Genomic DNA, 23,284 nt, shown 5'->3' on the forward strand with positions numbered 1-23,284 from the left:
ACACCCCGGCCGTCATCGGCACATCAGCGCGGCCCACAGATCCAGCCGGTCCCGCAGCCGGGACAGGTCGCGCCCGGTGAGCCGCTCGACGCGCTCCACCCGATAGTGCACGGTATTGACGTGCACATGCAGCTCCTGGGCGGTGCGCGCCCAGGAGCCGTCGCAGGCCAGGAAGGTCTCCAGCGTGCTCAGCAGGTCGGCGATGGCGGGCCGGCCGCCCTCCAGCAGCAGGCCGAGGACCGTACGGCTGTAGGCGGTGCGCACCTCGGCCGGCACCCCCGTGAGCAGACCGTCGAGGGTGGTGAAGGAGCCGGCGTCGACGAGGCGGCAGGCGTCGGGAGCCATGCTGCGGGCCGAGGCGAGGGCATAGCGGGCCTGCGCCAGCGCCCCGCCCAGGCCCTCGGGTTCCGCCGCGGGCGCGCCGACGCCGCCGTGCAGCACGACGCCCGGCACGGAGTCGGCGACCAGCGCCCAGGCCTCACCCGCCCGGCCGGCCGCGAGATCACCGGAGATCACCGCGAAGGCGCACCCGTCCGGCAACCGCCCCACGGCCGCCGCCACCGCAGGCACCCGCTCGCCCGCGCCCCCGGTGCCGTCCGGCTCCGCCACGACATCTGCGGCACCGCCGCCGCCCGCATCCACCAGATGCCCGGCCACCTCGGTCAACGCGCCCTCGGCGAGCGGCACTTCACCCAGCCCCGGCTGCCTCGCCACCGCGTCCGCGACGATCACCTGGTACGACCCCCGCTCGGGCAGCCCGCACCGGCGCAGCGCCGCCCGCACGGCCGCGTCGCCCCGCGCGGCCGGAGCGGCCAGCAGCGCACCGAGTTCGTCCGCCGCGCCGAACCCCGCCGGCGGACGCCGGGCACCGGCCTCCTGACAGTGCGCCAGAACGGCGGCGACCTCGTGCAGCATCCGCGGCGGGGCGGCGTCGGGATCGGGCAGGTACAACAGCCGGCGCTCGTAGGCGGACACGCCGTGGGTGTCGAGGGCGGCGGTGACCCCGTCCCCGTCCGCGACCAGGGCGACAGCCTCCTTCGCGGACACCGCCGGCGCGCCCGGCGTGGCCGCGACCGTCCGCCCCGAGGAGGTGAAGACGTACGCCGCCGTCCCGCCGAGGTGGGCGAAGGCCGCGGCGAGGACGGCGTACGGACCGGCATCCTGTGCGAGCAGCCGGCTCAGCCGCACCCGTGTGTTCTCCGGCAGCGCGTGATGCCGGCTCAGCCCGCCCCACTGGCGCAGATACACGGTGTCGGTGATCGACCGGAACATGATGTGCGCCGGCACCCCCGCCACCGGCACCCGATGGCGCACGCACGCCTCGACCAGGTCGTCCGGCACGCTCCCATGGGTCTCCTCGCCCGCGAGCAGTGCGGCGGCCCCCGCACCCTTCAGGGCGGAGACGAACCGCTCCGCCTTGCCGGTGCCGCCGTCCGGCGACCACCACACGAGCCCGCTGAGCACCAGCTCGCCCGGCCGCACGAACCGGGCCGGGTCCTCCAGGTCCGTGACGGTCACTCCGCTGATTTCACGCCTCAGCAGTGCGTCCTCCGCCCACAGCAGGCGCAGGCCGAGGGAGGCGTCCCCCAGGAGGTGTTCGACGTGCATGTGCTGGCTCCTCGTACGACCGCCGGGCGGCGAGCAGACCTCCCGGCATCCTCGCATTCGCAAGCCGAGTGCGAGATAATGCATCGTAAATGCAAGCTTTCGGGAGCGGAATGCTTCTTGGTGAATCCTCCAGTGGAAGCTGCCCGGGCGTCGGAGTTTCCGTGCTCCGCACCAGTCGTCCGAGCCGGTCCCCCTTGCTTCACTTTCGGCCATGGACCTGAACACGGTGCTCGAGATACGAGACGCCAGACGGCCCGCGCCGTGGCGGCCGGGTGACGCCTGGCTCGGCGGCGGAACGTACCTGTTCTCCGAGCCCCAACCGCACCTGCGGCGCCTGGTGGACCTGAGCCGGATGGGCTGGACACCCGCGCACCGCCATCCGGACGGCTCCCTGGAGCTGGCCGCCACCTGCACGATCGCCGAGCTGTCGGGCTACGCCCGGGACTTGATCGCCCCCGCCGCCTCCCTCTTCGAGCAGTGCTGCCGGGCCTTCCTCGCCTCGTTCAAGATCTGGAACATGGCCACGATCGGCGGGAACCTGTGCAACGGCCTGCCGGCGGGCCCGATGATCTCCCTCACGTCCGCCCTGGACGGAGAGTGCCTGCTCATCGCCCAGGACGGCGCCCGGCGCCGGATCCCGGTCGCCGACTTCATCCTCGGCGCGGGCCGCAAGGACCTCGCCGAAGGCGAACTCCTGCGCTCGGTCACCCTCCCGGCCCGCGCCCTGGCCTGCCGCACGGCGTTCCGGCAGACCTCGCTGTACGGCCTGGGCCGCTCGGCCGCCCTGGTCATCGGCACGCTCGACCCGGTCGACCACTCGGTCGCGATCACCGTCACCGCAGCCACGGTCCGGCCGGTGCGGCTGTGGTTCCCGCTGGCCCCGACCGCCGCGGCGCTGCGCGAGGCGATCGACGCGGCCGTCGCGGACGGCGAGTGGTTCGACGACATCCACGGACTGCCCGAGTGGCGGCGGCACATGACGTTCCGGATGGCGGAGGAGATCCGCCGCGAGCTGGTGCAGGAGGAGCGGCGATGAAGGTGGAGGTCAACGGGAGGTCCTTCGAGGAGGAACCCCGCCCCGGCCAGTGCCTGCGAACCTATCTGCGTGATCGCGGGTGGTTCGGTGTGAAGAAGGGCTGCGACCAGGGCGACTGCGGCGCCTGCACGGTCCATGTCGACGGCAGGCCCGTGCACAGCTGCCTGTACCCGGCCTTCCGGGCCGACGGCCACAGCGTCACCACGGTGGAGGGCCTCGCCTCCCAGGACGGCGAACTCCACCCCGTGCAGCAGAAGTTCCTCGACGCGCAGGGCTTCCAGTGCGGCTTCTGCACGGCCGGCTTCCTGATGACCACGGCCGCCCTCGACGAGGACAAACTGGCCGATCTGCCGAGGGCGTTCAAGGGCAACCTGTGCCGCTGCACCGGCTACCGGGCCATCGAGGACGCCGTACGCGGCGTGAAGAACGTGGAGGCGCCCGCGCCCGGCGAGTCCGTCGGCCGCAGCCTGCCCGCCCCGGCCGGACCGCAGGTCGTCACCGGCACCGCCCGCTACACCTTCGACATCGACGTGCCGGGCCTCATGCACATGAAGCTGCTGCGCTCCCCGCACGCCCACGCCCGCATCCTCGCGATCGACACCTCCGCCGCCCTGCGCGTCCCCGGCGTACAGGCCGTGTTCACCCACCACGACGCCCCGGAACGGCACTTCTCCACCGCCCGCCACGAGCACCCCACGGAGGATCCGGACGACACCCGGGTGCTGGACGACACGGTCCGCTACATCGGCCAGCGGGTGGCGGCCGTCGTCGCCGACAGCGAGGCCGCCGCCGAGGAGGGCTGCCGGCGGATCGAGGTGACGTACGAGGTGCTGCCCGCCGTCCTCGACCCGGAGCAGGCCATGCGGCCCGGGGCACCCGTGGTCCACGACAAGGACGCGGTGACGGCCCGGATCTCCCGCCCGCGGGACAACGTCGTCGGCGAGGCGCACGGCGAGATCGGCGATGTGGCGGCCGGTTTCGCCGAGGCGGACGTCGTATACGAGGAGACCTTCCGCACTCAGCGGGTCCAGCACGCGAGCCTGGAGACGCACGGCGCCCTCGCCTGGATCGACGAGGACGGCCGGCTCACCGTCCGCACCAGCTCCCAGACCCCGTTCCTCACCCGCCGCGCCCTGTGCGCCCTGTACGACCTGCCCGAGGAGCAGGTCCGGGTGATGGCGGGCCGCGTCGGCGGCGGGTTCGGAGGCAAGCAGGAGATGCTGGTCGAGGACATCGTGGCCCTCGCCGTACTGAAACTGCGCCGCCCGGTGAAACTGGAGTACACCCGCGCCGAGCAGTTCTACGGCGCGACCACCCGGCACCCGTTCACCATCCGGGTGAAGGCGGGCGCCCGTCGCGACGGCACCCTCACCGCCCTGCAGTTGCGCGTCGTCTCGAACACCGGCGCCTACGGCAACCACGGCCCGGCCGTGATGTTCCACAGCGTCGGCGAGTCCATGGCGGTCTACCGCGCCGCGCACAAGAAGGTCGACGCCTACTCGGTGTACACGCACACCGTCCCGGCGGGCGCCTTTCGCGGCTACGGCCTCGGCCAGGCGCTGTTCGCGGTGGAGTCCGCGCTGGACGAACTGGCCCGGCGACTGGATCTGGACCCGCTGGAGTTCAAGGCCCGCAACATCATCGGCCCGGACGAGCCGATGCTCAGTCCGGGCGGCCACGAGGAGGACCTGCACATCGCGAGCTACGGCCTCGACCAGTGCCTGGCGATCGTGCGCCGGGCCCAGGCCGAGCCGCCGGCCGAGCCCGTCCCGGACGGCTGGCTGCTCGGTGAGGGCGCGGCCCTCGCGATGATCGCGACCGGCCCGCCCGGCGGCCACATCGCCGACGCCAAGGCCACCCTGCTGCCCGACGGAACCTTCGATCTGGCCGTCGGCACCGCCGAGTTCGGCAACGGCACCACGACCGTGCACAAGCAGATCGCGGCCGGCGAACTCACCACCACCGTCGACCGGATCACCATCCGCCAGTCCGACACGGACGTCGTACGGCACGACACCGGCGCCTTCGCCTCCACCGGCACGGTCGTCGCGGGCAAGGCCACCCTGCGTGCCTCCCGCGCCCTCGCCGACATGCTCCTCGACTTCGCCGCCGCCCACCTGGGCGCGGCTCGCGCCGACTGCCGGCTCGTGGAGGAGGCCGTCCTGCACCCCGGCGGACGGCTGCTGCTCAAGGAGATGTACGCGGCCTCGCGCGCGGTGGGCCTGGCGCTCACCGCCGACGGGCACTTCGGCGGCACCCCGCGCTCGGTCGCCTTCAACGCGCACTGGTTCCGGGTGGCGGTCGATCCCGGCAGCGGCGAGATCCGCATCCTGCGCAGCGTGCACGCGGCCGACGCCGGCAAGGTGATGAACCCGATGCAGTGCCGGGGCCAGGTCGAGGGCGGGGTCGCCCAGGCGCTGGGCGCCACGCTCTTCGAACAGGTCCTGCTGGACGAGCGGGGTGCGGTGGACACGGCCGCCTTCCGCCGCTACCGGCTGCCGCAGTACGCCGATGTGCCGCGCACCGAGGTGCACTTCATGGAGACGTCCGACGCCATCGGACCGCTGGGCGCGAAGTCGATGAGCGAGAGCCCCTTCAACCCGGTCGCCCCCGCACTCGCCAACGCCCTGCGAGACGCGACGGGCGTGCGGTTCACCGAGGTGCCGCTGCTGCGTGATCGGGTGTGGCGGGAACTGGAGCGCCACAGCGGTAGCCGCCGTCCACCCGGATCGCCGTGATCCCGCTGATGTGCCGGGCCCCGCACCGGTCCTGCGGGAGCACCAGCTGGGGCCCGGCCGCGTCCAGCGGGGTGTCGTCGATACGTACGCCCAGCAGGACGGGCGCGTCCGCGAAGTCCGGGTCGATCTCGGCCCACGACAGCACGGCGTGGTGGCCGTCGGTGCCGGTGACCGCGATGAGGAAGCGCAGCCGGTCCTTGCGCCGTGCCGGGTCGAAACCGGGCCTCGCGTCGGCGAGGACGTCGTACAGCCGCGGGCCGGCGAAGCGGTGGTGCTGGATGCCGCTGGTCGCGCACTCGAAGCTGACGTCCACCCGGTGCTGCGGCCAGCGGAGCAGGTCCGGCACGGTCAGCCGGACGGGCCGGGCCAGATCGCCGGTCAGGGCGAGTACCGCGAGCGTCACCGGTGAACACCTCCCGCAGCACCGTACCCACCCGAACCCGCCGCGCAAACGCACATGCAAGCTACAAGTCACAAGTTCGCAGCTCATGCGATGCGACAGGAGACTTACAGCTGGCAGATGCGGCAGTATCATCGCCGTCACGCCTGGTTGAGCCGGTCGTGACAGGGCGCGACAGTTGTTCCACAGAGCTTGAAGAACCCGAGGAGTAGAACCGTGATGACCCGTTCCGTGCGCCGGACCCGGCGGATGCTGCAGGTGGCCGGTGCGGGAGCCGCCGCCCTGATGGCACTCAGCGCCTGCTCCTCCTCGTCCGACTCGGACAAGTCCAAGGACACCTCCGCCTCGTCGGGGTCGTCGGCCTCCCCGAAACTGTCCGGCGACGTCACCGTGTTCGCGGCCGCCTCGCTGCAGGAGAGCTTCACGACCCTGGGCAAGGAGTTCGAGAAGCAGCACCCGGGCACCAAGGTCAACTTCAACTTCGGCGGCAGCGACACCCTGGCCGCCAGCATCACCGGCGGCGCCCCGGCGGACGTCTTCGCCGCCGCCAGCCCCAAGACGATGAAGATCGTCACGGCCAAGAACGACGCGGTCGGCACCCCGGCCACCTTCGTCCGCAACCAGCTGGAGATCGCCACCCTGCCGGGCAACCCGCACAAGGTGGCCTCCCTGAAGGACCTCACCAAGTCCGGCCTGAAGGTCGTGCTGTGCGACAAGACCGTGCCGTGCGGCGCCGCCGCGCAGAAAGCCCTGGACGCCAGCGGCCTGAAGCTCACCCCGGCCTCCTACGAGCAGGACGTCAAGGGCGCCCTGAACAAGGTGGAGCTGAAGGAGGCCGACGCCGCGGTCGTCTACAAGACCGATGTGCACGCCGCAGGTGACAAGGTGGCGGGCGTGGAGTTCCCCGAGTCGTCGAAGGCGATCAACGACTACCCGATCGTCCTGCTGAAGAACGCGCCGAACGCCGAAGCGGCCAAGGCGTTCATGGCCCTCGTGCAGTCCGCCGAAGGCCAGAAGGTGCTGAGCCAGGCCGGCTTCCTCAAGCCGTGACCTCGCTCGACGAACCCGGCGCCGCGGCCGGCCCCCGCACGGGCCCGCCGCGGCGCCGTCGCGTCGGCACGGGGGGCCGGGGCAGGGTGCCGTTGCCGCTGCTGCTGCCTGGCCTGGTGGCGCTGGCCTTCCTGCTGCTGCCGCTGCTCGCGCTGCTCGTCCGGGCGCCCTGGGGCAGCCTGCCGGACCAGCTGTCCAGCACCGAGGTGTGGCAGGCACTGCAGCTGTCGCTGGTCACCGCCACCGCGGCGACCGCGGTGAGTCTCGTCCTGGGCGTGCCACTGGCCTGGCTGCTGGCCCGCACGGACTTCCCCGGCCGGGGGTTCCTGCGGGCCCTGGTGACCCTGCCGCTCGTGCTGCCGCCGGTGGTCGGCGGTGTCGCCCTGCTGCTGGCGCTCGGCCGCAACGGAGTGATCGGCAAGTTCCTGGACTCCTGGTTCGGGATCACCCTCCCGTTCACCACCACCGGCGTCGTGATCGCCGAGGCCTTCGTCGCCATGCCGTTCCTCGTCATCAGCGTCGAGGGCACCCTGCGCGCGGCCGACCCGCGCTTCGAGGAGGCGGCGACCACGCTCGGCGCGTCCCGCTTCACCGCGTTCCGCCGGGTCACCCTGCCGCTGATCGCGCCCGGCGTCGCCGCGGGGTCGGTGCTGGCCTGGGCGCGTGCGCTCGGCGAGTTCGGCGCGACGATCACCTTCGCGGGCAACTTCCCCGGCCGCACCCAGACCATGCCCCTGGCGGTCTACCTGGCGCTGCAGAACGATCCCGACGCCGCGATCTCGCTCAGCCTGGTCCTGCTGGCGGTGTCGATCGCGGTGCTGGCCGGGCTCCGGGACCGCTGGATGACGGGAGCGTGACCGTGGCCGCCGGACCGGGGCGTGTGCCAACGTACAGACCCATGACCGACATCGACGCCCCCCGAACCGACCTGCGGAAAGCGGGCGACGAGGGACTCGACGCCCACCTCGTCGTCGACCGCGGCTCCTTCCGGCTGGACGTGACCCTGACCGCGGCCCCCGGGGACGTCGTCGCCCTCCTCGGCCCCAACGGCGCGGGCAAGACCACCGCCCTGCGCGCCCTGGCCGGTCTCGCCCCGCTCACCGACGGCCATCTGCGCCTGGACGGAACCGCGCTGGAGCGCACTCCCCCGGAGTCCCGCCCGGTCGGTGTGGTCTTCCAGGACTACCTGCTCTTCCCGCATCTGTCCGCACTGGAGAACGTGGCCTTCGGACCGCGCTGCCAGGGCGTGCCCAAGGCCGAGGCACGCACCCAGGCCGCCGCGTGGCTGGACCGGATGGGTCTGGCCGCTCACGCCGGCGCCAAGCCCCGCCGGCTCTCCGGCGGACAGGCCCAGCGCGTGGCCCTCGCCCGCGCCCTGGCCACCCGCCCCCGGCTGCTGCTCCTGGACGAGCCGCTGGCCGCCCTGGACGCCCGTACGCGGCTGGATGTCCGTGCCCAACTGCGCCGCCACCTGGCCGAGTTCGAGGCGGTCGCCGTCCTCGTCACACACGATCCGCTGGACGCCATGGTGCTCGCGGACCGGCTGGTGGTCATCGAGCACGGGCAGGTCGTCCAGGAGGGCACCCCGGCCGACATCGCCCGCCGTCCGCGCACGGACTACATCGCCCACCTCGTCGGCCTCAACCTCTACCGGGGCCAGGCGCAGGGGCACACGGTACGGCTCGACACGGGTCCCGCGATCACCATCACGGAAGACCTGACCGGGCCGGTCTTCGTGGCGTTCCCGCCGAGCGCGGTGACCCTGTTCCGGGACCGGCCCACCGGTGCCAGCGCCCGCAATCTCTGGCGCTGCGAGGTGACCGGCCTGGAGACCCACGGCGACCAGATCCGCGCCGCCCTCGGCGGGGAACTGCCCCTCGCCGCCGACCTCACCACGGTCGCCGCCGCCGAACTGGAACTGTCTCCCGGCGCTGCCGTCTGGGCGACGGTCAAAGCGACGCAGACACACGCATACCCGGCCTGACCGGGCGGGCGCCCTACCGTGGGTGCCCATGACCCTGAGCATCCGCAACCAGCTTCCCGGCACGGTCACGGCGATCCAGCCGGGCGAGGCCATGGCCACCGTCAAGATCCGTCTCGACGGTGGCCAGGACCTGACCGCGGCCATCACCCTGGACGCCGTCCGAGACCTCGGCCTGTCCGAGGGCGCCACGGTACGGGCCCTGGTGAAGTCCACCGAGGTCTCCCTCGCCACCGCGCCGATCGACCGCGTCTCGATCCGCAACCAACTGCCGGGCACCGTCACCGGCATCGCCTCCGGCGCCGCGATGGCCACCGTGAGGATCTCGATCGACGGCGGCTCGGTGACCTCGGCCATCACCAAGGAGTCGGCCACAGATCTCGGACTCTCCACCGGCTCCCCCGTGGTCGCCCTGATCAAGTCCACCGAGGTGGCGCTGGCGACGGTCTGACACGGCGAGGGCCCCGCCCGGAAACCGGACGGGGCCCTTCACGTCACCGCTCGCTCAGTCCTCGTACGCGTCCAACGGCGGGCAGGAGCACACCAGGTTGCGGTCGCCGAAGGCCTGGTCGATACGGCGCACCGGCGGCCAGTACTTGTCGGCGGCCGAGACTCCGGCCGGAAAGACCGCTTCCTCGCGGCTGTAGGAGTGCGCCCACTCGCCGCCGAGCGCGGCAGCGGTGTGCGGGGCGCCCCGCAGCGGGTTGTCCTCCGCGGGCCACTCGCCCGAGCCGACCTTCTCGATCTCCGCGCGGATGGCGATCATCGCCTCGCAGAAGCGGTCCAGCTCGGTGATGTCCTCCGACTCGGTCGGCTCGATCATCAGCGTGCCGGCGACCGGGAAGGACATGGTCGGCGCGTGGAAGCCGTAGTCGATCAGCCGCTTGGCCACGTCGTCCACGCTGACGCCGGTCGCCTTGGTCAGCGGGCGCAGGTCGATGATGCACTCGTGCGCGACCAGGGAGCCGGGGCCGGTGTAGAGCACCGGGTAGTGCGGCTCCAGACGCTTGGCCACGTAGTTCGCCGAGAGCACGGCGACCTGGGTGGCCCGCTTGAGGCCCTCGCCGCCCATCAGCCGGACGTACGCCCAGGAGATGGGCAGGATGCCCGCGGAGCCCCAGGGAGCGGCCGAGATCGGGCCGACCCCGGTCTCCGGGCCCGCGGCCGGCTGCAGCGGGTGGTTCGGCAGGTACGGCGCGAGGTGCGCGCGGACTCCGACCGGGCCGACGCCGGGGCCGCCGCCGCCGTGCGGGATGCAGAAGGTCTTGTGCAGGTTCAGGTGCGAGACGTCGCCGCCGAAGTGGCCCGGCTTGGCGAGGCCGACCAGGGCGTTGAGGTTGGCGCCGTCGACGTACACCTGGCCGCCGGCCTCGTGCACCTGAGCGCAGATGTCGGCGACGTGCTCCTCGAAGACACCGTGCGTCGACGGGTAGGTGATCATCAGCACCGACAGCTCGTCACGGTACTGCTCGATCTTCGCCCGCAGGTCCTCGACGTCGATCTCGCCGTCCTCGGCGGTCTTGACGACGACGACCTTCATGCCGGCCATCACGGCGCTGGCCGCGTTGGTGCCGTGCGCGGAGGACGGGATGAGGCACACGGTGCGCTGCTCGTCGCCGGCCGCGCGGTGGTAGCCGCGTACGGCCAGCAGACCGGCCAGCTCGCCCTGGGAGCCGGCGTTCGGCTGCAGCGAGACCTTGTCGTAGCCGGTGACCTCGGCGAGACGTTCCTCCAGCTCGCGGATGAGCGTGAGGTAGCCCTGCGCCTGCTCGGCCGGGGCGAAGGGGTGCAGCTGCCCGAACTCGGGCCAGGTGACCGGCTCCATCTCCGTGGTCGCGTTGAGCTTCATGGTGCAGGAGCCCAGCGGGATCATGCCGCGGTCGAGCGCGTAGTCGCGGTCGGCCAGCTTGCGCAGGTAGCGCAGCATCGCGGTCTCGGAGCGGTGCTGGTGGAAGACCGGGTGGGTGAGAAGGGCGTCGGTGCGCAGCAGCGCCTCGGGAAGGGCGTCCTCGGCGGTCGCGTCCAGCGCCTCGATGTCGCCCTCGACACCGAAGGCGGACCAGACGGTGCCCAGCTGGGCCCGCGTGGTGGTCTCGTCGCAGGCCAGGGAGACGTGGTCGGCGTCGACCAGGTGGAGGTTGACCCCGCCCTGCCGGGCGGCGGCGACGATCTCGGCGGCCTTGCCGGGCACGCGCGCGGTGAGGGTGTCGAAGAAGGCGCCGTGCACGATCTCGACACCGCCGGCCCGCAGACCCTCGGCGAGGACCGTCGCGTAGCGGTGCGTGCGGCGGGCGATGGTCTTCAGGCCCTCCGCGCCGTGGTAGACGGCGTACATGCCGGCCATCACGGCGAGCAGCACCTGCGCGGTGCAGATGTTGCTGGTCGCCTTCTCCCGGCGGATGTGCTGCTCACGGGTCTGCAGCGCGAGCCGGTAGGCCTTGTTGCCGTCGGCGTCGACGGAGACGCCCACGAGGCGGCCGGGCAGGCTGCGCGCGAACTTCTCGTGCACCGCCATGTAGCCCGCGTGCGGACCGCCGAAGCCCATCGGGACGCCGAAGCGCTGGGTCGTGCCGATCGCGATGTCCGCGCCCAGCTCGCCCGGCGAGACCAGCAGGGTCAGCGCGAGCAGGTCGGCGGCGACGGTGACCAGGGCGCCCAGCTCGTGCGCCTGGTCGATGAGCGGCTTGATGTCGCGTACGGCACCGGAGGCGCCCGGGTACTGGATCAGCACGCCGTTGATCTCACGCGCGGCGATCTCGGCCGGAATGCCCTCGCCGAGGTCGGCGACGACGACCTCGACACCGGTGGGCTCGGCCCGGGTCCGTATGACGGCGACGGTCTGCGGCAGGGCGTCCGCGTCGACCAGGAACAGGCCCTTCTTGTTCTTGCCCATGCGCCGGGACAGCGCCATCGCCTCGGCGGCGGCCGTTCCCTCGTCGAGCAGGGAGGCACCGGAGGTGGGCAGTCCGGTGAGGTCGGCGACCACCGTCTGGAAGTTCAGCAGGGCTTCGAGCCGCCCCTGGGAGATCTCCGGCTGGTACGGCGTGTAGGCCGTGTACCAGGCGGGGTTCTCCATGACGTTGCGCAGGATGACGGGCGGCGTGAACGTGCCGTAGTACCCCAGGCCGATCATCGAACCGAGGACCTGATTGCGGTCGGCGAGCGAACGCAGCTCGGCCAGCACCTCGGCCTCGGTGCGGGCGCCCGGCAGGTCGAGGGCGTCGGCGTTCTTGATGACGTCCGGGACTGCCGCGGCGGTCAGCTCGTCCAGCGAGCCGTAGCCGACGTGCGCGAGCATCTTGGCCCGCGCCTCATGGTCGGGCCCGATGTGACGCTGCTCGAAGGGGATGCCCGCTTCGAGCTCCGAGAGCGGAATGCGATGGGCGGTCATGGCGGAGGCCTCCTGGTCTGACGCGACCTTCGAAGGGCACCACGGCGCGGGTGCCCGGACGGCCTCCCCCTCTGTCATCTGACCTGAGAGCTTCACCGGGGCCCGAAGATCCCGGCTTTCACCGTCGGTGAGAGCGGAAGTCGTCGACCCCCGCCCTGCTTTCCAGAGTGACCTCGTCCGTGCGGTACGTGAGCCTGAGAGATTCCGGGGAGGAGTTGCTCCTTCGGCGCCTCCGAGATGATCGGAGGACTCTCCCGCACGGGGTCAGCAGCCGCTGTCAGCGTACCAGCGAGGTCAACGCCCGAGCCCTCGAGTGGCCGCCTCCTTGAATGTGCTCTTTTGTAGTGCTTACGGATGAGTTGCGACCAAGTTGAGGGAGAGGGACCGTGCAGACCGACATCGATCCGCGCAACCTGATCGGCCGCAAGGCGTTCGACCGCAGCGGCACCAAGATCGGCACCATCGACGAGGTCTATCTCGACGATGCGACCGGCGTACCCGAGTGGGCGGCCATACGCACCGGCCTGTTCAGCCGGGACGCTTTCGTCCCCCTGGAGCCGAGCGAACTGGTCGAGGGAACCCTCCACGTCCCCTTCGACCGAGCCCTGATCAAGGACGCCCCCGACTTCGGCGTGGGCCGCCACCTCTCCCCCGAACAGGAACTCCAGCTCTACCACCACTACGGCCTGGACGTCGCCGCCCCACCTCCGTCGGTCCCCGATCGCGATTTCGGCAAACTGGCGGGGTCTGGCTCGGAGGAGGCCTGACCGGGAGACTCCGCCGGGGCCCGGGGGGAGGCCCCGGGTGCGTCACCGCTCGGCGGACCGGGACGGACGGGCGGGCAGGCAGCGACAGGGCCCGGAACCAACGGCAACGGCTCGGCGGACTCCAGCGCCGGATCGCCGACAGAAAGCGTCCGCACCCTGCCCGGAGGGGACTGCGGCGTCTCGAACCGCACCGTCACCCGGCCCAGCCCGCTCCCCTGCACCCACCCATGGCCGTACTCACCGTGCCGCACGTCCTGGCCGGCCCGCCACTGCCGCTCGGCGGGTTCCGGTTCCCGCGCGACGGCCTCGGCGACGACACCCTCCGCCTCCTGCGCCACCCGCACGGGTTCTGCCTGCGCGAAAAGGTCCTCCTGCGTGTAGTCGGCGAGCCCGGTCACACCCACGCCGAGGAGGCGTACCCCGCCCGTGGTGTCCACGGAGTCCAGCAGTCGCGCGGCCGCCTCACGGACCACCGCCGCATCGTCCGTAGGCCCTCTGAGCGTCTCGGAGCGGGTCAGGGTCGAGAAGTCGTACCGACGCACCTTCAGTACGATCGTCCGCCCGGACAGGCCGGCCCCGCGCAGCCGCCCCACGCACCGGTCGGCCAGCCGCTGCACCTCCAGCCCCACCCGCACCCGGTCGTGGATGTCCACGTCGTAGGTGTCCTCGACCGACACCGACTTCGCCTCGCGCTCCGCCACCACGGGCCGCTCGTCATGAGCCAGGGCCATGGCGTACAGCGCATGGCCGTGGGCCTTGCCGAGCAGCCGCACCAGCTCGTCCTCGCCCGCCTCGGCGAGCTCCTCGACCGTGTGGATCCCGGCCCTGCGCAGATGGTCCCCGGTCGCCGGCCCGACCCCGGGCAGCGTCCGCACCGGCAGCGGCCCCAGCAGCGCCCGCTCGGACCCCGGGTCGATGAGCACCAGACCGTCCGGCTTGGCCTGCTCGGAGGCGATCTTGGCGAGCATCTTGGAGGCGGCGAGCCCCACCGAGCCGGTGAGCCCGGTGACCTCCCGGATGTCGGCGCGCAGCCTGATCCCGACCAGCCTCGCCGACTCCTCGTCCCAGGCCGTCCCGCCGGCCTCCAGGTCCACGAACGCCTCGTCCAGGCTGAGCGGCTCCACCAGCGGCGACAGCTCCCGCAGCAACGCCATCACCTGCTCGCTGATCGCCCGGTACAGCGCGAAGCGCGGCACCAGATACGCGGCGTTGGGTGCCAGCCGACGCGCCTGGGCCATGGGCATCGCCGAGTGGACCCCGAAGGCCCGCGCCTCGTACGACGCGGTGGCCACCACCCCGCGAGGCCCAAGGCCGCCCACGACGACCGCCTTCCCGCGCAGGCTCGGCTTGGAGGCCTGTTCCACTGAGGCGTAGAAGGCATCCATGTCGAGATGGAGGATCGTGGGCGCGTGTCTCACATCTCCGATGCTGCACCACGGCACTGACAATGCCCCGGCGCGGGGCGCCCCGCCGTGTGCGAGGCGCCGGGGTGCGGGCGGTCAGACCGCTCGGTTGCGACGCCGCGCCAGCTCGTCCGCCGGATTGTGGCCGACGAGGGTCTCGCCGGTGTCGATGCGCTCGCCGTGCAGCTGGGAGAGCGCGCTTTCCACGTCCCGCCACACCACGCCGACAGCGATCCCGAAGATGCCCTGACCGCCCTGGAGCAGGGCGTGGACCTCGTCCGGCGAGGTGCACTCGTAGACCGTGGCGCCGTCGCTCATCAGCGTCATCCGCTCCAGGTCGCAGAAACCGCGTTCTCTGAGGTGCTGCACGGCCGTGCGGATGTTCTGCAGCGAGACCCCGGTGTCCAGGAACCTCTTCACGATCTTCAGGACGACCACGTCCCGGAAGCTGTACAGCCGCTGCGTGCCGGACCCGTGGGCGGGCCGCACGCTCGGCTCGACCAGGCCGGTGCGCGCCCAGTAGTCGAGCTGCCGGTAGGTGATCCCCGCGGCCGCGCAGGCCGTGGGCCCGCGATAGCCGATCTCTTCCGACGCCATGGACGCCGCCCCTCCGCCGTTCGGCACCACCGTAGGCCGCTGCGAAGCGTGGTCGACCGCGCTGCTCGGTTGGGGGTACCCCCGATTCACTCGCAGCTGAGAGCTAGGGGGAGGGCACGGACCGCTCCCCCCGAACCCGCGTCCGGGGGCACCCCCAGCCGTACCGTCGCCGCTGGTTCTCACGCCGACCTCCGTCCTTGACCTGCCTTCACGACGGTAGGCAGTCACCAGGGGTGCGTCAACGATCGCCACACTCGGCACGCCGAGTGATAATCACCCAAGGAGTGGTTTCCCGTGTCCCACCGCGGGGAAAGGCTAGCCGAATGCGCTGGCCGGGGACCGTAGGACGCTCTCAATGGCCGGTGGCAATTGCCCGGGCGACGAGCGTCGGCGCGCACCGGCCGCGCGCGCTCACTGGCTGCTGGTGCCGAAGTCCTCGGGCGAGATCTGGTCGAGGAACTCGCGGAACTTCTCCACCTCGTCCTCCTGCTCGTCCGGGATGGCGATGCCGGCGTCGTCCAGCACCGTGTCACTGCCGTAGATCGGCGTTCCGGTGCGCAGGGCCAGCGCTATGGCATCGGAGGGACGGGCGCTGACCTCGACGCCGCTGGCGAAGACCAGCTCCGCGTAGAAGACGCCTTCACGCAGATCGGTGATGCGTACCTCGGTCAGCTCCTGGCCGACAGCCTCCAGCACGTCCTTGAACAGGTCGTGGGTCAGCGGCCTGGCGGGGGCCATGCCCTGCTGGGCGAACGCGATCGCCGTCGCCTCCCCCGGCCCGATCCAGATGGGGAGGTAGCGGTCGCCTCCCACTTCGCGCAGGAGCACGATCGGTTGGTTGGAGGGCATTTCGACCCGGACACCTACGACATCGAGCTCGTTCACACAGCAACCCTAGGCCGTGCCCGGGACGTTTGGGTAGTCGGGCCGGGAACAGGTGCCCGATCCGGCCGCCCGCGGTCCCGGGCGTTCACGGCAGCCGCACCCCGAGAGCGGTCTGCACCAGTGCCGCGTGCAGCTTCACCGTGAGCGCCGCCAGTTCCTTCGTACGAGCCTCGGCATGAGCCCTGGTCTGGGGGTTGCGGTGGCGCTTCAGCGGGGCCACCACCTGGTCCACGAGTCCCGTCTCACGGTCGACGGCCGCCTTCATCACCCGAAGGTGGCGCGGCTCGATCCCGAACCGGCCCAGCTCGGCGACGAGGGAGGCCACGGTGATCGCCTCGGCGTCGTACGCCCCGTCCTCCAGGGGAGCGATGAGCCCGTACGACTCCCACTCCTTCAGCTCGGCCTCGTCGACGCCCGCCGCCGCCAGCAGCTCGGCCTTGCCCACCCGGGCCACCGTGGGCGCCGGCAGCGACTCTGGAACGTCCTCGCCGGTGCGCTGACGTCCCACGACGGGCAGCTGGACGGCCTCGCCCCGCTCCATGGCGTCCAGGTGCTCGCGGATCACCTTGAGCGGCAGATAGTGGTCCCGCTGCATCCTCAGCACATGGGCCAGGCGCTCGACGTCCCCGGCGCTGAACTTGCGGTACCCCGACGGGGTGCGCTGCGGCTCGATGAGCCCCTCGGACTCCAGGAAGCGGATCTTGGAGATGGTGACTTCGGGGAACTCGTCGCGCAGCCCGTTCAGCACCGTGCCGATGCTCATCAGCCCGCTGTCCCTGGCGGCGGTACCGCTTCCGGCACCGCCGCTCGGTGTTTGAAGCATGGACCTTCCCTGGGGTCCCCCGGACTCGCGGTCCGGGCGCGGGTCAGATGCCCTGCCGGCTCGCGTAGAACACCAGCCGGTACTTGCCGATCTGCACCTCGTCGCCGTTCACCAGCGGGACCTGGTCGATCCGCTCGCGGTTGACGTACGTGCCGTTCAGGCTGCCCACGTCGGCCACGGTGAACGAGCCGTCCGCGGCGCGCCGGAACTCCACGTGCCGGCGCGAGACCGTGACGTCGTCCAGGAAGATGTCGCTCTGCGGGTGGCGGCCGGCCGTGGTCAGGTCGCTGTCCAGCAGGAAGCGGCTGCCCGAGTTCGGGCCGCGGCGCACCACCAGGAGCGCGGAGCCCAGCGGCAGCGCATCCACTGCGGCCTGCGCCTCCGGTGACAGCATCGGCATCTGCGTCTGCCCGGTCACCTCGGAGTCGTAGGCCTCCAGACCCGAGATGGAGATCGTGGACGTCGTCTCCGCGGCACGCTCCGGCGCCACTCCCGGGCGCAGCGGCGCGCCGCAGTTGGAGCAGAACCGGGCGTTCTCCGCATTGCGGTTACCGCACCTCGTACACACCAGGACCGACATGGACGGATCCTCCTGCTGCGGCTGCCCCGCAGGGGCGTTGGACGCGTACGGACCGGAGGGGAATCCTCCGCCCGCACCTGAGGTCGACGGCTGCCCGAAACCTATGCCGCCGGACTGGGCAGGGTCAACCGACGCCCCGCCCTGACCTCCGGAAATGTCACCGCCCGGACCAGCGACCTGGTCCCGGAACAGCGGGCGCTGACCTTCCGCGTCAGGCTGCGCGCGATGCCGGGCGGTCGCGTTGGCGCTGCCCTCTCGCGCGCTCTTGCCGAACAACTTCGCAAACAACTTCACGGGCGATTCCCCTTGACCGAAACAGACCCGCCCGTGGGGCAGGACGAACCCTGATTGCCTTCACCGGCCGAGCCGGACATTCTCACAACGTCCGTATCCACCAAACAGTTTCCACCACGCACCACCCCTTCGATGCGCCGACCCCCCGCAACCTCATGCCCCTGCCCGACGTCCCCCATGCACCGCCGGTTCACTGGGAGGACGACCGAGCGTAGTCAGGCCGCTTCGCCCGTCGCAAGGCGTCGACGACGATCTTGTCCGACTGCTCGACCGTCACCGTGGCCTGCTCCTTCTCCAGCGTCTGCACCACGCCTCCCGGGATGTTGAGCGCGGGCTCCAGATCCTGCGGCTTGCCGATGACCTTGAAACGATAGGGAGCGTTGATCTTGTTCCCGTCGACGGCGACGCTCTTGCCCGAATCCGTGAAGTAGGTGCCCGCGACCACGCGGACCCCGTCGACCTGGATCGCCTCCGCACCCGCCGCGCGCAACTCCTGGATCGTGTCGAGCAGCATGTCCGCCTTGACCGTCCCCTTCGTGTCCTCGATCGTCATCGTGATGCCGGGACCCTGCGCCGCCACGGTGCCCGCCAGAATGCCGAGTTGTTTCTCCTTCTCGGCCGTCTGCTTGCGGGCCTCCGCGGCCTGGTCGGAGCTGCTCTGCAGTTCCGAGCTCTGCTTTTCGAGTCCCTGCTTCTCGTCCTCAAGACGCTGAGTACGCGAATCCAGTTCATCGAGGATGCGAACAAGATCTTCCTGACGTGCGCCACGCAGCGCGCTGTCGCTGTCGCTGTTCGACGCCACCTGCACGGCCAGGCCGAAGCCGAGGCCGAACAACAGCAGCGCGACGATCAGTTGAGCCCGGCTGACGCGCGGCGGCCAGATCCCCTTGACCAGCCGGTCCCGCCCGGTCAGCGGCGCCTGCGCCGGCTGCTCGGAGGCCGGCTCCGGTGCCCGCGCGGGCACCTCCTCCGGCAGTTCCTTGCGCAGCCTGTTCTCCGGCCGCTCGTTCTCTTCGCTCATCGGTCTCACGCCCGGAACACGTGGCGCCGGATCGCCGCGGCGTTGGAGAAGATCCGGATGCCCAGGACCACCACGACACCCGTGGACAGCTGCGCGCCCACGCCCAACTTGTCGCCCAGGAAAACGATCAGGGCGGCGACGACCACGTTCGACAGGAACGACACCACGAAGACCTTGTCGTCGAAGATGCCGTCGAGCATGGCCCGCAGACCGCCGAAGACGGCGTCCAACGCCGCGACCACGGCGATCGGCAGATAAGGCTCGACAACCGCCGGAACCTCGGGCCGGACCAACAGGCCGGCCACGACTCCCACGACGAGGCCCAGTACGGCGATCACGATGTGCCCTTCTCAGTCTTCTCGGTGCTCGGCTGAGCTGTACGTACGATCACACTCGGTGCGGCGGGCAGCCGCAGGTCGCCCGCCGTGGAGATGGTGGCGCGGATACCGAAGTTCTGCTCCAGGGCGTGCAGATACAGACCGTCGGCGCTGTTCTGGAACCTGGTGCTCAAGCGTTCCCCGTCCCCCACCGCCAGCACTGTGTACGGCGGCACCAGCGGCCTGTTGTCGACCAGTATCGCGTCACCCGCGGCCCTGATCGCGGACAGGGCGGTCAGCCGCTGGCCGTTGACGGAGACGGCCTCCGCACCGGATTCCCACAGGCCGTTGACCACCCGTTGCATGTCACGGTCACGCACCCGGCCGGTGTCGGAGAACCCCGAGGTCTCCCGCGGGTTGGTGCCGTCACCACCGGAGCTGGCCTCCTTGGCGTCGTTCACCACGAGCTTGACGCCAGGCCCGTGGACCGCGGTGGCGCCGGACAGAACGCCCACCAGATCCGCCTGCGCACTGCCGCCGCTCGACTTCAGCGCCGCCCGCTGGCGCGCGCTGACGTCGTCACGCAGCGTGTCGACCGTGCCCTCCAGCTTGTCCGCGGCCGCGGTCTCGCTGTCGACGCGGTCGATCAGCTCCTGGTGCTCCTTGGCCACCACGGGCGCCGCAGCCCGCGTCTGTGCCGCACCGACGGTCACGACCAGCGCCGCGAGGACGAGGCCGGCCGCGAGCCCCAGCTTCGCCCGCAGGGTCTTGGGCAACCCGCCCTCGCCCCGGGACCTCTTCCGGGCGGCTGCCTCGGCGTACCCGTCGTCGAGGCTGTGATCCATGACGTTGGTGATCAACGACATGGAGGCGTCCGGGCGGCGCGGCCGCGCGGGGCTGCTCCGAACGGGGGGTTGCTGCGGCATGCCGCACATCGTCGCATGTCGCGCGCAGTTCCTCCGAATGGCCCCTCCGGCGTGCCGGACAGGCCCCCTTGGGGACACTTGTCCGGCACGCACGCGTGCGTGGGTTTTGCCGTCCGGGGCGTGTGCCGCCCGGCCTCCGGCCTACCGTCCCGCGCTGTCCACGACGGCCGACCACTCGTCGAGCAGGGCCTGTGCCGAAGCGTCGTCCGGTCCCTCGGCCCACAGATGGGTGACGGCCTCCGCCGGGTCGGGCAGCACCATCACCCAGCGCCCGTCGGTCTCCACCACCCGCACCCCGTCGGTCGTGTCGACGAAGCGATCCCCGGCGGCCTCGACCACTCGCCGCATGACCAGCCCCTTGACCGCCCAGGGCGTGGCCAGGTCCCGCTTGAGGACGTGCGCCCGCGGGATCCGCGCGTCGATCTGGCTCAGCGTGAGCTGCGTACGCGCCACCAGCCCGATCAGCCGCACGAACGCTGCCGTGCCGTCGTAGACGCTGCTGAACTCGGGGACGATGAACCCGCCCTTGCCGTCACCGCCGAAGATGGTGCCCTCCTCGCCGCCCACGCGCGTGAGGTCGTCGGGCGAGGTGGTCGTCCACTCGACCTGGGTGCCGTGGTAGGCGGCGACCTGTTCCGCGATCCGGGTCGTCGTCACCGGCAGCGCCACGCGGCCGCTGCGCCGCTCCGCGGCCACCAGGTCCAGCATCACCAGGAGGGCGCGGTCGTCCTCGATGATCCGGCCCTTCTCGTCCACGAGCGACAGTCTCTCGCCCACGGGGTCGAACCGGACACCGAACGCGGCCCCCGACGACGCCACTATCTCGCCCAGCCGGACCAGACCGTTGCGCCGCATCTCGCCGGTCTCGGTGGGCCGGGACTCGTCGAGACCGGGGTTGATGGTCAGCGAGTCCACGCCCAGCTTGCCGAGCAGACTCGGCAGCACGAGCCCGGCACTGCCGTTGGAGGCGTCCACGACGACCTTGAGACCGGATTCTGCGATGCCGGTCGTGTCGACATTGCGCAGCAGCGAACCGGTGTACGAATCGAACACGCTCGCCGGGAAGTACAGGTCGCCGATCTCACCGGGGAACGCCCGACGGTACTCCTGTCGCGCGAACACCCGGTCCAGCTTCCGCTGACCGCCCTGCGACAGGTCGGCGCCGTTGCCGTCGAAGAACATGATGTCGACCGAGTCCGGCACACCCGGCGAGGTCCGGATCATGATGCCGCCGGCGCTGCCCCGCGCGGTCTGCTGGCGAGCCACGGGCAGCGGCACGTTCTCCAGGTCGCGTACGTCGATGGCGCTGGCCTGCAGCGCGGAGATGACCGCGCGCTTGAGCGCACGGGCGCCTCGGGAGTGATCGCGTGCCGTGGTGACCGTGGACCCCTTCTTGAGGGTGGTCGCATAGGCGCCGGCCAGCCGTACGGCCAGTTCCGGCGTGATCTCCACATTCAGGATGCCGGACACACCACGGGCGCCGAACAGCTGCGCCTGGCCCCGGGACTCCCAGATGACGGACGTGTTGACGAAAGCGCCGGCCTCGATCGTCTTGAAGGGATAGACCCGGACATTGCCCTGAACGATCGATTCCTCACCGATCAGGCACTCGTCACCGATGACCGCGCCGTCCTCGATCCGCGCCGCCCGCATGATGTCGGTGTTCTTGCCGACGACACAGCCACGCAGATTGCTGTGCTGCCCGACGTACACGTTGTCGTGCACGACGGCCTTGTGCAGAAAGGCTCCGGTCTTGACGACGACATTCGAGCCGACGACCGTGTGCTCGCGGATTTCCGCGCCGGCCTCGACCTTCGCGTAGTCCCCGATGTACAGCGGTCCGCGTAGTACGGCATCCGGGTGCACCTCGGCGCCTTCCGCCACCCACACGCCCGGGGAGATCTCGAAGCCGTCGATGTCGACGTTGACCTTGCCCTCGAGTACGTCGGCCTGGGCCTTCACATAGCTCTCGTGGGTGCCGACGTCCTCCCAGTAGCCCTCGGCGACATAGCCGTAGATCGGCTTGCCCTCCTTCATGAGCTGCGGGAAGACATCACCGGACCAGTCGACCGGAACATCCGCCTCGACGTAGCTGAATACCTCGGGCTCCATGACATAGATGCCCGTATTGACCGTGTCGGAGAAGACCTGACCCCAGGTCGGCTTCTCCAGGAATCGCTCGACCTTGCCTTCCTCGTCGACGATCGTGATGCCGAACTCCAGCGGATTGGGCACCCTGGTCAGACAGACCGTGACCAGCGCGCCCTTCTCCTTGTGGAAATTGATCAGCTCCGTGAGGTCGAAGTCGGTCAGGGCATCCCCGGAGATGACCAGGAAGGCATCGTCCTTCAACGCCTCTTCGGCGTTCTTGACGCTTCCAGCGGTACCGAGTGGCTTCTCCTCATTGGCATACGTGAGCTCCATTCCGAGCTCTTCGCCGTCGCCGAAGTAGTTCTTGACGAGCGATGCCAGGAACTGGACGGTGACAACGGTCTCGGTGAGTCCGTGCCTTTTGAGCAGCCGAAGCACATGCTCCATGATCGGGCGGTTGACCACCGGCAGGAGCGGCTTGGGCATGCTAGAGGTCATGGGGCGCAGGCGAGTGCCTTCGCCCCCGGCCATCACGACGGCCTTCATGTCGGAAGCGTCCTCCTCCAAGAGACGACGGTCTAGCCGACTTCACCCGTTCCGATTGTCCCGCACTTTCCCCCCGCGGGCCATCGTGGCGTCACGTCCGGACAATCGCCGAGCTCAATCGGCCATGGTGTCCGCACGAACCAAACGGCGGACCTGTACCACGTAGAGCACTCCTGCCCACCAGTAGAGGGTTGTACCCCATCCGGCGAACGCCCATCCGAAAACAGCAGCGACTGACGCGATCCACGTGCTTCCGTCGCTGAGGAGCAGCAACGGGAAGGCGTACATCAAGTTGAAGGTGGCGGCCTTCCCGAGGAAGTTCACCTGCGGCGGCGGATACCCGTGCCGGCGGAGGACGCCCACCATCACCAGGAGCATCAGCTCCCGCGCGAGGAGGAGAGCGGTCAGCCAGATCGGGAGGATCTCACGCCAGGTGAGACCGACCAGTGTGGAAAGCACGTACAGCCGGTCGGCGGCAGGGTCGAGAAGTCGGCCGAGGCTGCTGATCTGATTCCAGCGGCGGGCGAGCTTGCCGTCCAGATAGTCACTCACCCCGCTGAAAGCCAGCACGAGGAGAGCCCAGCCGTCGCTGTTGGGGCCCCCGAACTCCGGCCTGAGGATCAACCACAGGAAGAGGGGGACACCGACGAGCCGAGCCATGCTGAGGATGTTGGGGATGGTGAGGACCCGGTCTGTCTGGACGCGGGTCTCCTGGACCTCCACCCGGGGGCCTCCTGTGCGAAACGAGCCAACGATGCCCCCTGACCTTACCCCAACGCAAAAAAGCTCCGGCCCCTGGGCAGTGCCCAAGAGCCGGAGCTGTAAAAGGA

20 protein-coding genes and 1 riboswitch are annotated in these 23,284 nt (G+C 70.8%); of the genes, 7 read left to right on the top strand and 13 right to left on the bottom strand.

The features are described from left to right. Nucleotides 1–12: 12 nt before the first annotated feature. Entirely contained in the window at nt 13–1,608 is a 1,596-nt protein-coding gene (locus AQI95_RS40200) for a helix-turn-helix domain-containing protein (RefSeq protein WP_067135840.1), read from the bottom strand. A 211-nt stretch (nt 1,609–1,819) separates the two neighbouring features. Between AQI95_RS40200 and AQI95_RS40205 the strand changes: the two genes are divergently transcribed. Together AQI95_RS40205 and AQI95_RS40210 are read left to right on the top strand one after the other, a co-directional pair. Then, nucleotides 1,820–2,644 (top strand): FAD binding domain-containing protein, encoded by an 825-nt coding sequence (locus tag AQI95_RS40205; RefSeq protein ID WP_067135842.1) that lies wholly within the window; start codon nt 1,820–1,822, stop codon nt 2,642–2,644. Then, on the top strand, nt 2,641–5,382 hold the full coding sequence (locus AQI95_RS40210; protein ID WP_067135844.1) for a molybdopterin-dependent oxidoreductase: 2,742 nt from the start codon (nt 2,641–2,643) through the stop codon (nt 5,380–5,382). Before AQI95_RS40205 ends, AQI95_RS40210 begins: the two co-directional genes overlap by 4 nt. Here the strand turns inward: AQI95_RS40210 and AQI95_RS40215 are convergent. Then, a complete protein-coding gene (locus AQI95_RS40215; RefSeq protein WP_067135846.1) occupies nt 5,297–5,785 on the bottom strand; it encodes a molybdopterin-dependent oxidoreductase in 489 nt (162 codons plus the stop codon). The two genes, AQI95_RS40210 and AQI95_RS40215, sit on opposite strands and share 86 nt — an antisense overlap. A 216-nt stretch (nt 5,786–6,001) precedes the next feature. Here AQI95_RS40215 and modA point away from each other — a divergent pair, with 216 nt between their 5' ends. Genes modA through AQI95_RS40235 form a run of 4 tightly spaced genes read left to right on the top strand, consistent with a single transcriptional unit; the run spans nt 6,002 to nt 9,264 of the window. Then, entirely contained in the window at nt 6,002–6,832 is an 831-nt protein-coding gene (modA, locus tag AQI95_RS40220) for a molybdate ABC transporter substrate-binding protein (protein WP_067135848.1), read from the top strand. After that, on the top strand, nt 6,829–7,689 hold the full coding sequence (gene modB / locus AQI95_RS40225) for a molybdate ABC transporter permease subunit (RefSeq protein WP_067135851.1): 861 nt from the start codon (nt 6,829–6,831) through the stop codon (nt 7,687–7,689). The genes modA and modB overlap by 4 nt, the downstream gene beginning before the upstream one ends. Before the next feature lie 41 nt (nt 7,690–7,730). After that, nucleotides 7,731–8,816, top strand: a complete 1,086-nt coding sequence (locus AQI95_RS40230) for an ABC transporter ATP-binding protein (protein WP_067135852.1) — start codon at nt 7,731–7,733, stop codon at nt 8,814–8,816. A gap of 28 nt (nt 8,817–8,844) precedes the next feature. Then, nucleotides 8,845–9,264, top strand: a complete 420-nt coding sequence (locus AQI95_RS40235) for a TOBE domain-containing protein (protein ID WP_067135855.1) — start codon at nt 8,845–8,847, stop codon at nt 9,262–9,264. A gap of 54 nt (nt 9,265–9,318) precedes the next feature. Here the strand turns inward: AQI95_RS40235 and gcvP are convergent, their stop codons facing one another. After that, entirely contained in the window at nt 9,319–12,204 is a 2,886-nt protein-coding gene (gene gcvP, locus AQI95_RS40240) for an aminomethyl-transferring glycine dehydrogenase (protein ID WP_067135856.1), read from the bottom strand. A 172-nt stretch (nt 12,205–12,376) separates the two neighbouring features. Continuing rightward, a riboswitch (glycine riboswitch) is annotated at nt 12,377–12,471 on the bottom strand. 119 nt (nt 12,472–12,590) lie between these two features. Between gcvP and AQI95_RS40245 the strand changes: the two genes are divergently transcribed. After that, complete coding sequence (locus AQI95_RS40245) at nt 12,591–12,971, top strand: PRC-barrel domain-containing protein (RefSeq protein ID WP_067135857.1); 381 nt, start codon at nt 12,591–12,593, stop codon at nt 12,969–12,971. Here the strand turns inward: AQI95_RS40245 and AQI95_RS40250 are convergent. The 10 genes from AQI95_RS40250 to clsA form a co-directional block, all read right to left on the bottom strand. Further along, a complete protein-coding gene (locus AQI95_RS40250) occupies nt 12,884–14,389 on the bottom strand; it encodes a DNA polymerase IV (protein ID WP_067135859.1) in 1,506 nt (501 codons plus the stop codon). The two genes, AQI95_RS40245 and AQI95_RS40250, sit on opposite strands and share 88 nt — an antisense overlap. Nucleotides 14,390–14,470: 81 nt before the next feature. Next, on the bottom strand, nt 14,471–15,154 hold the full coding sequence (locus tag AQI95_RS40255) for a MerR family transcriptional regulator (protein WP_107121890.1): 684 nt from the start codon (nt 15,152–15,154) through the stop codon (nt 14,471–14,473). A gap of 228 nt (nt 15,155–15,382) precedes the next feature. Next, nucleotides 15,383–15,856, bottom strand: a complete 474-nt coding sequence (locus AQI95_RS40260) for a bifunctional nuclease family protein (RefSeq protein WP_026253112.1) — start codon at nt 15,854–15,856, stop codon at nt 15,383–15,385. An 85-nt stretch (nt 15,857–15,941) separates the two neighbouring features. After that, nucleotides 15,942–16,679 carry a transcriptional regulator FtsR gene (ftsR, locus tag AQI95_RS40265; RefSeq protein WP_067135863.1) on the bottom strand — a complete coding sequence of 246 codons (738 nt, stop codon included), beginning with the start codon at nt 16,677–16,679 and terminating at the stop codon, nt 15,942–15,944. 43 nt (nt 16,680–16,722) lie between these two features. Continuing rightward, entirely contained in the window at nt 16,723–17,595 is an 873-nt protein-coding gene (locus AQI95_RS45740) for an FHA domain-containing protein (RefSeq protein WP_244189029.1), read from the bottom strand. 148 nt (nt 17,596–17,743) lie between these two features. Beyond that, the gene (locus tag AQI95_RS40275) at nt 17,744–18,574 is read right to left on the bottom strand and encodes a DUF881 domain-containing protein (RefSeq protein ID WP_067135867.1); all 831 of its coding nucleotides are present in this window, start codon (nt 18,572–18,574) and stop codon (nt 17,744–17,746) included. A gap of 5 nt (nt 18,575–18,579) precedes the next feature. Further along, nucleotides 18,580–18,912 (bottom strand): small basic family protein, encoded by a 333-nt coding sequence (locus AQI95_RS40280; RefSeq protein WP_003988855.1) that lies wholly within the window; start codon nt 18,910–18,912, stop codon nt 18,580–18,582. Then, nucleotides 18,909–19,817, bottom strand: coding sequence for a DUF881 domain-containing protein (locus AQI95_RS40285; protein ID WP_244189027.1), 909 nt, complete (start codon nt 19,815–19,817; stop codon nt 18,909–18,911). The genes AQI95_RS40280 and AQI95_RS40285 overlap by 4 nt, the downstream gene beginning before the upstream one ends. A 141-nt stretch (nt 19,818–19,958) precedes the next feature. Further along, nucleotides 19,959–22,454: a mannose-1-phosphate guanyltransferase gene (locus tag AQI95_RS40290; RefSeq protein ID WP_067135871.1), complete on the bottom strand. Its 2,496-nt coding sequence runs from the start codon at nt 22,452–22,454 to the stop codon at nt 19,959–19,961. A gap of 114 nt (nt 22,455–22,568) precedes the next feature. Next, on the bottom strand, nt 22,569–23,177 hold the full coding sequence (gene clsA, locus AQI95_RS40295) for a cardiolipin synthase ClsA (protein ID WP_067135873.1): 609 nt from the start codon (nt 23,175–23,177) through the stop codon (nt 22,569–22,571). Nucleotides 23,178–23,284: the final 107 nt, after the last annotated feature.

This window comes from Streptomyces yokosukanensis, from assembly GCF_001514035.1.
GTDB classification, from domain to species: domain Bacteria; phylum Actinomycetota; class Actinomycetes; order Streptomycetales; family Streptomycetaceae; genus Streptomyces; species Streptomyces yokosukanensis.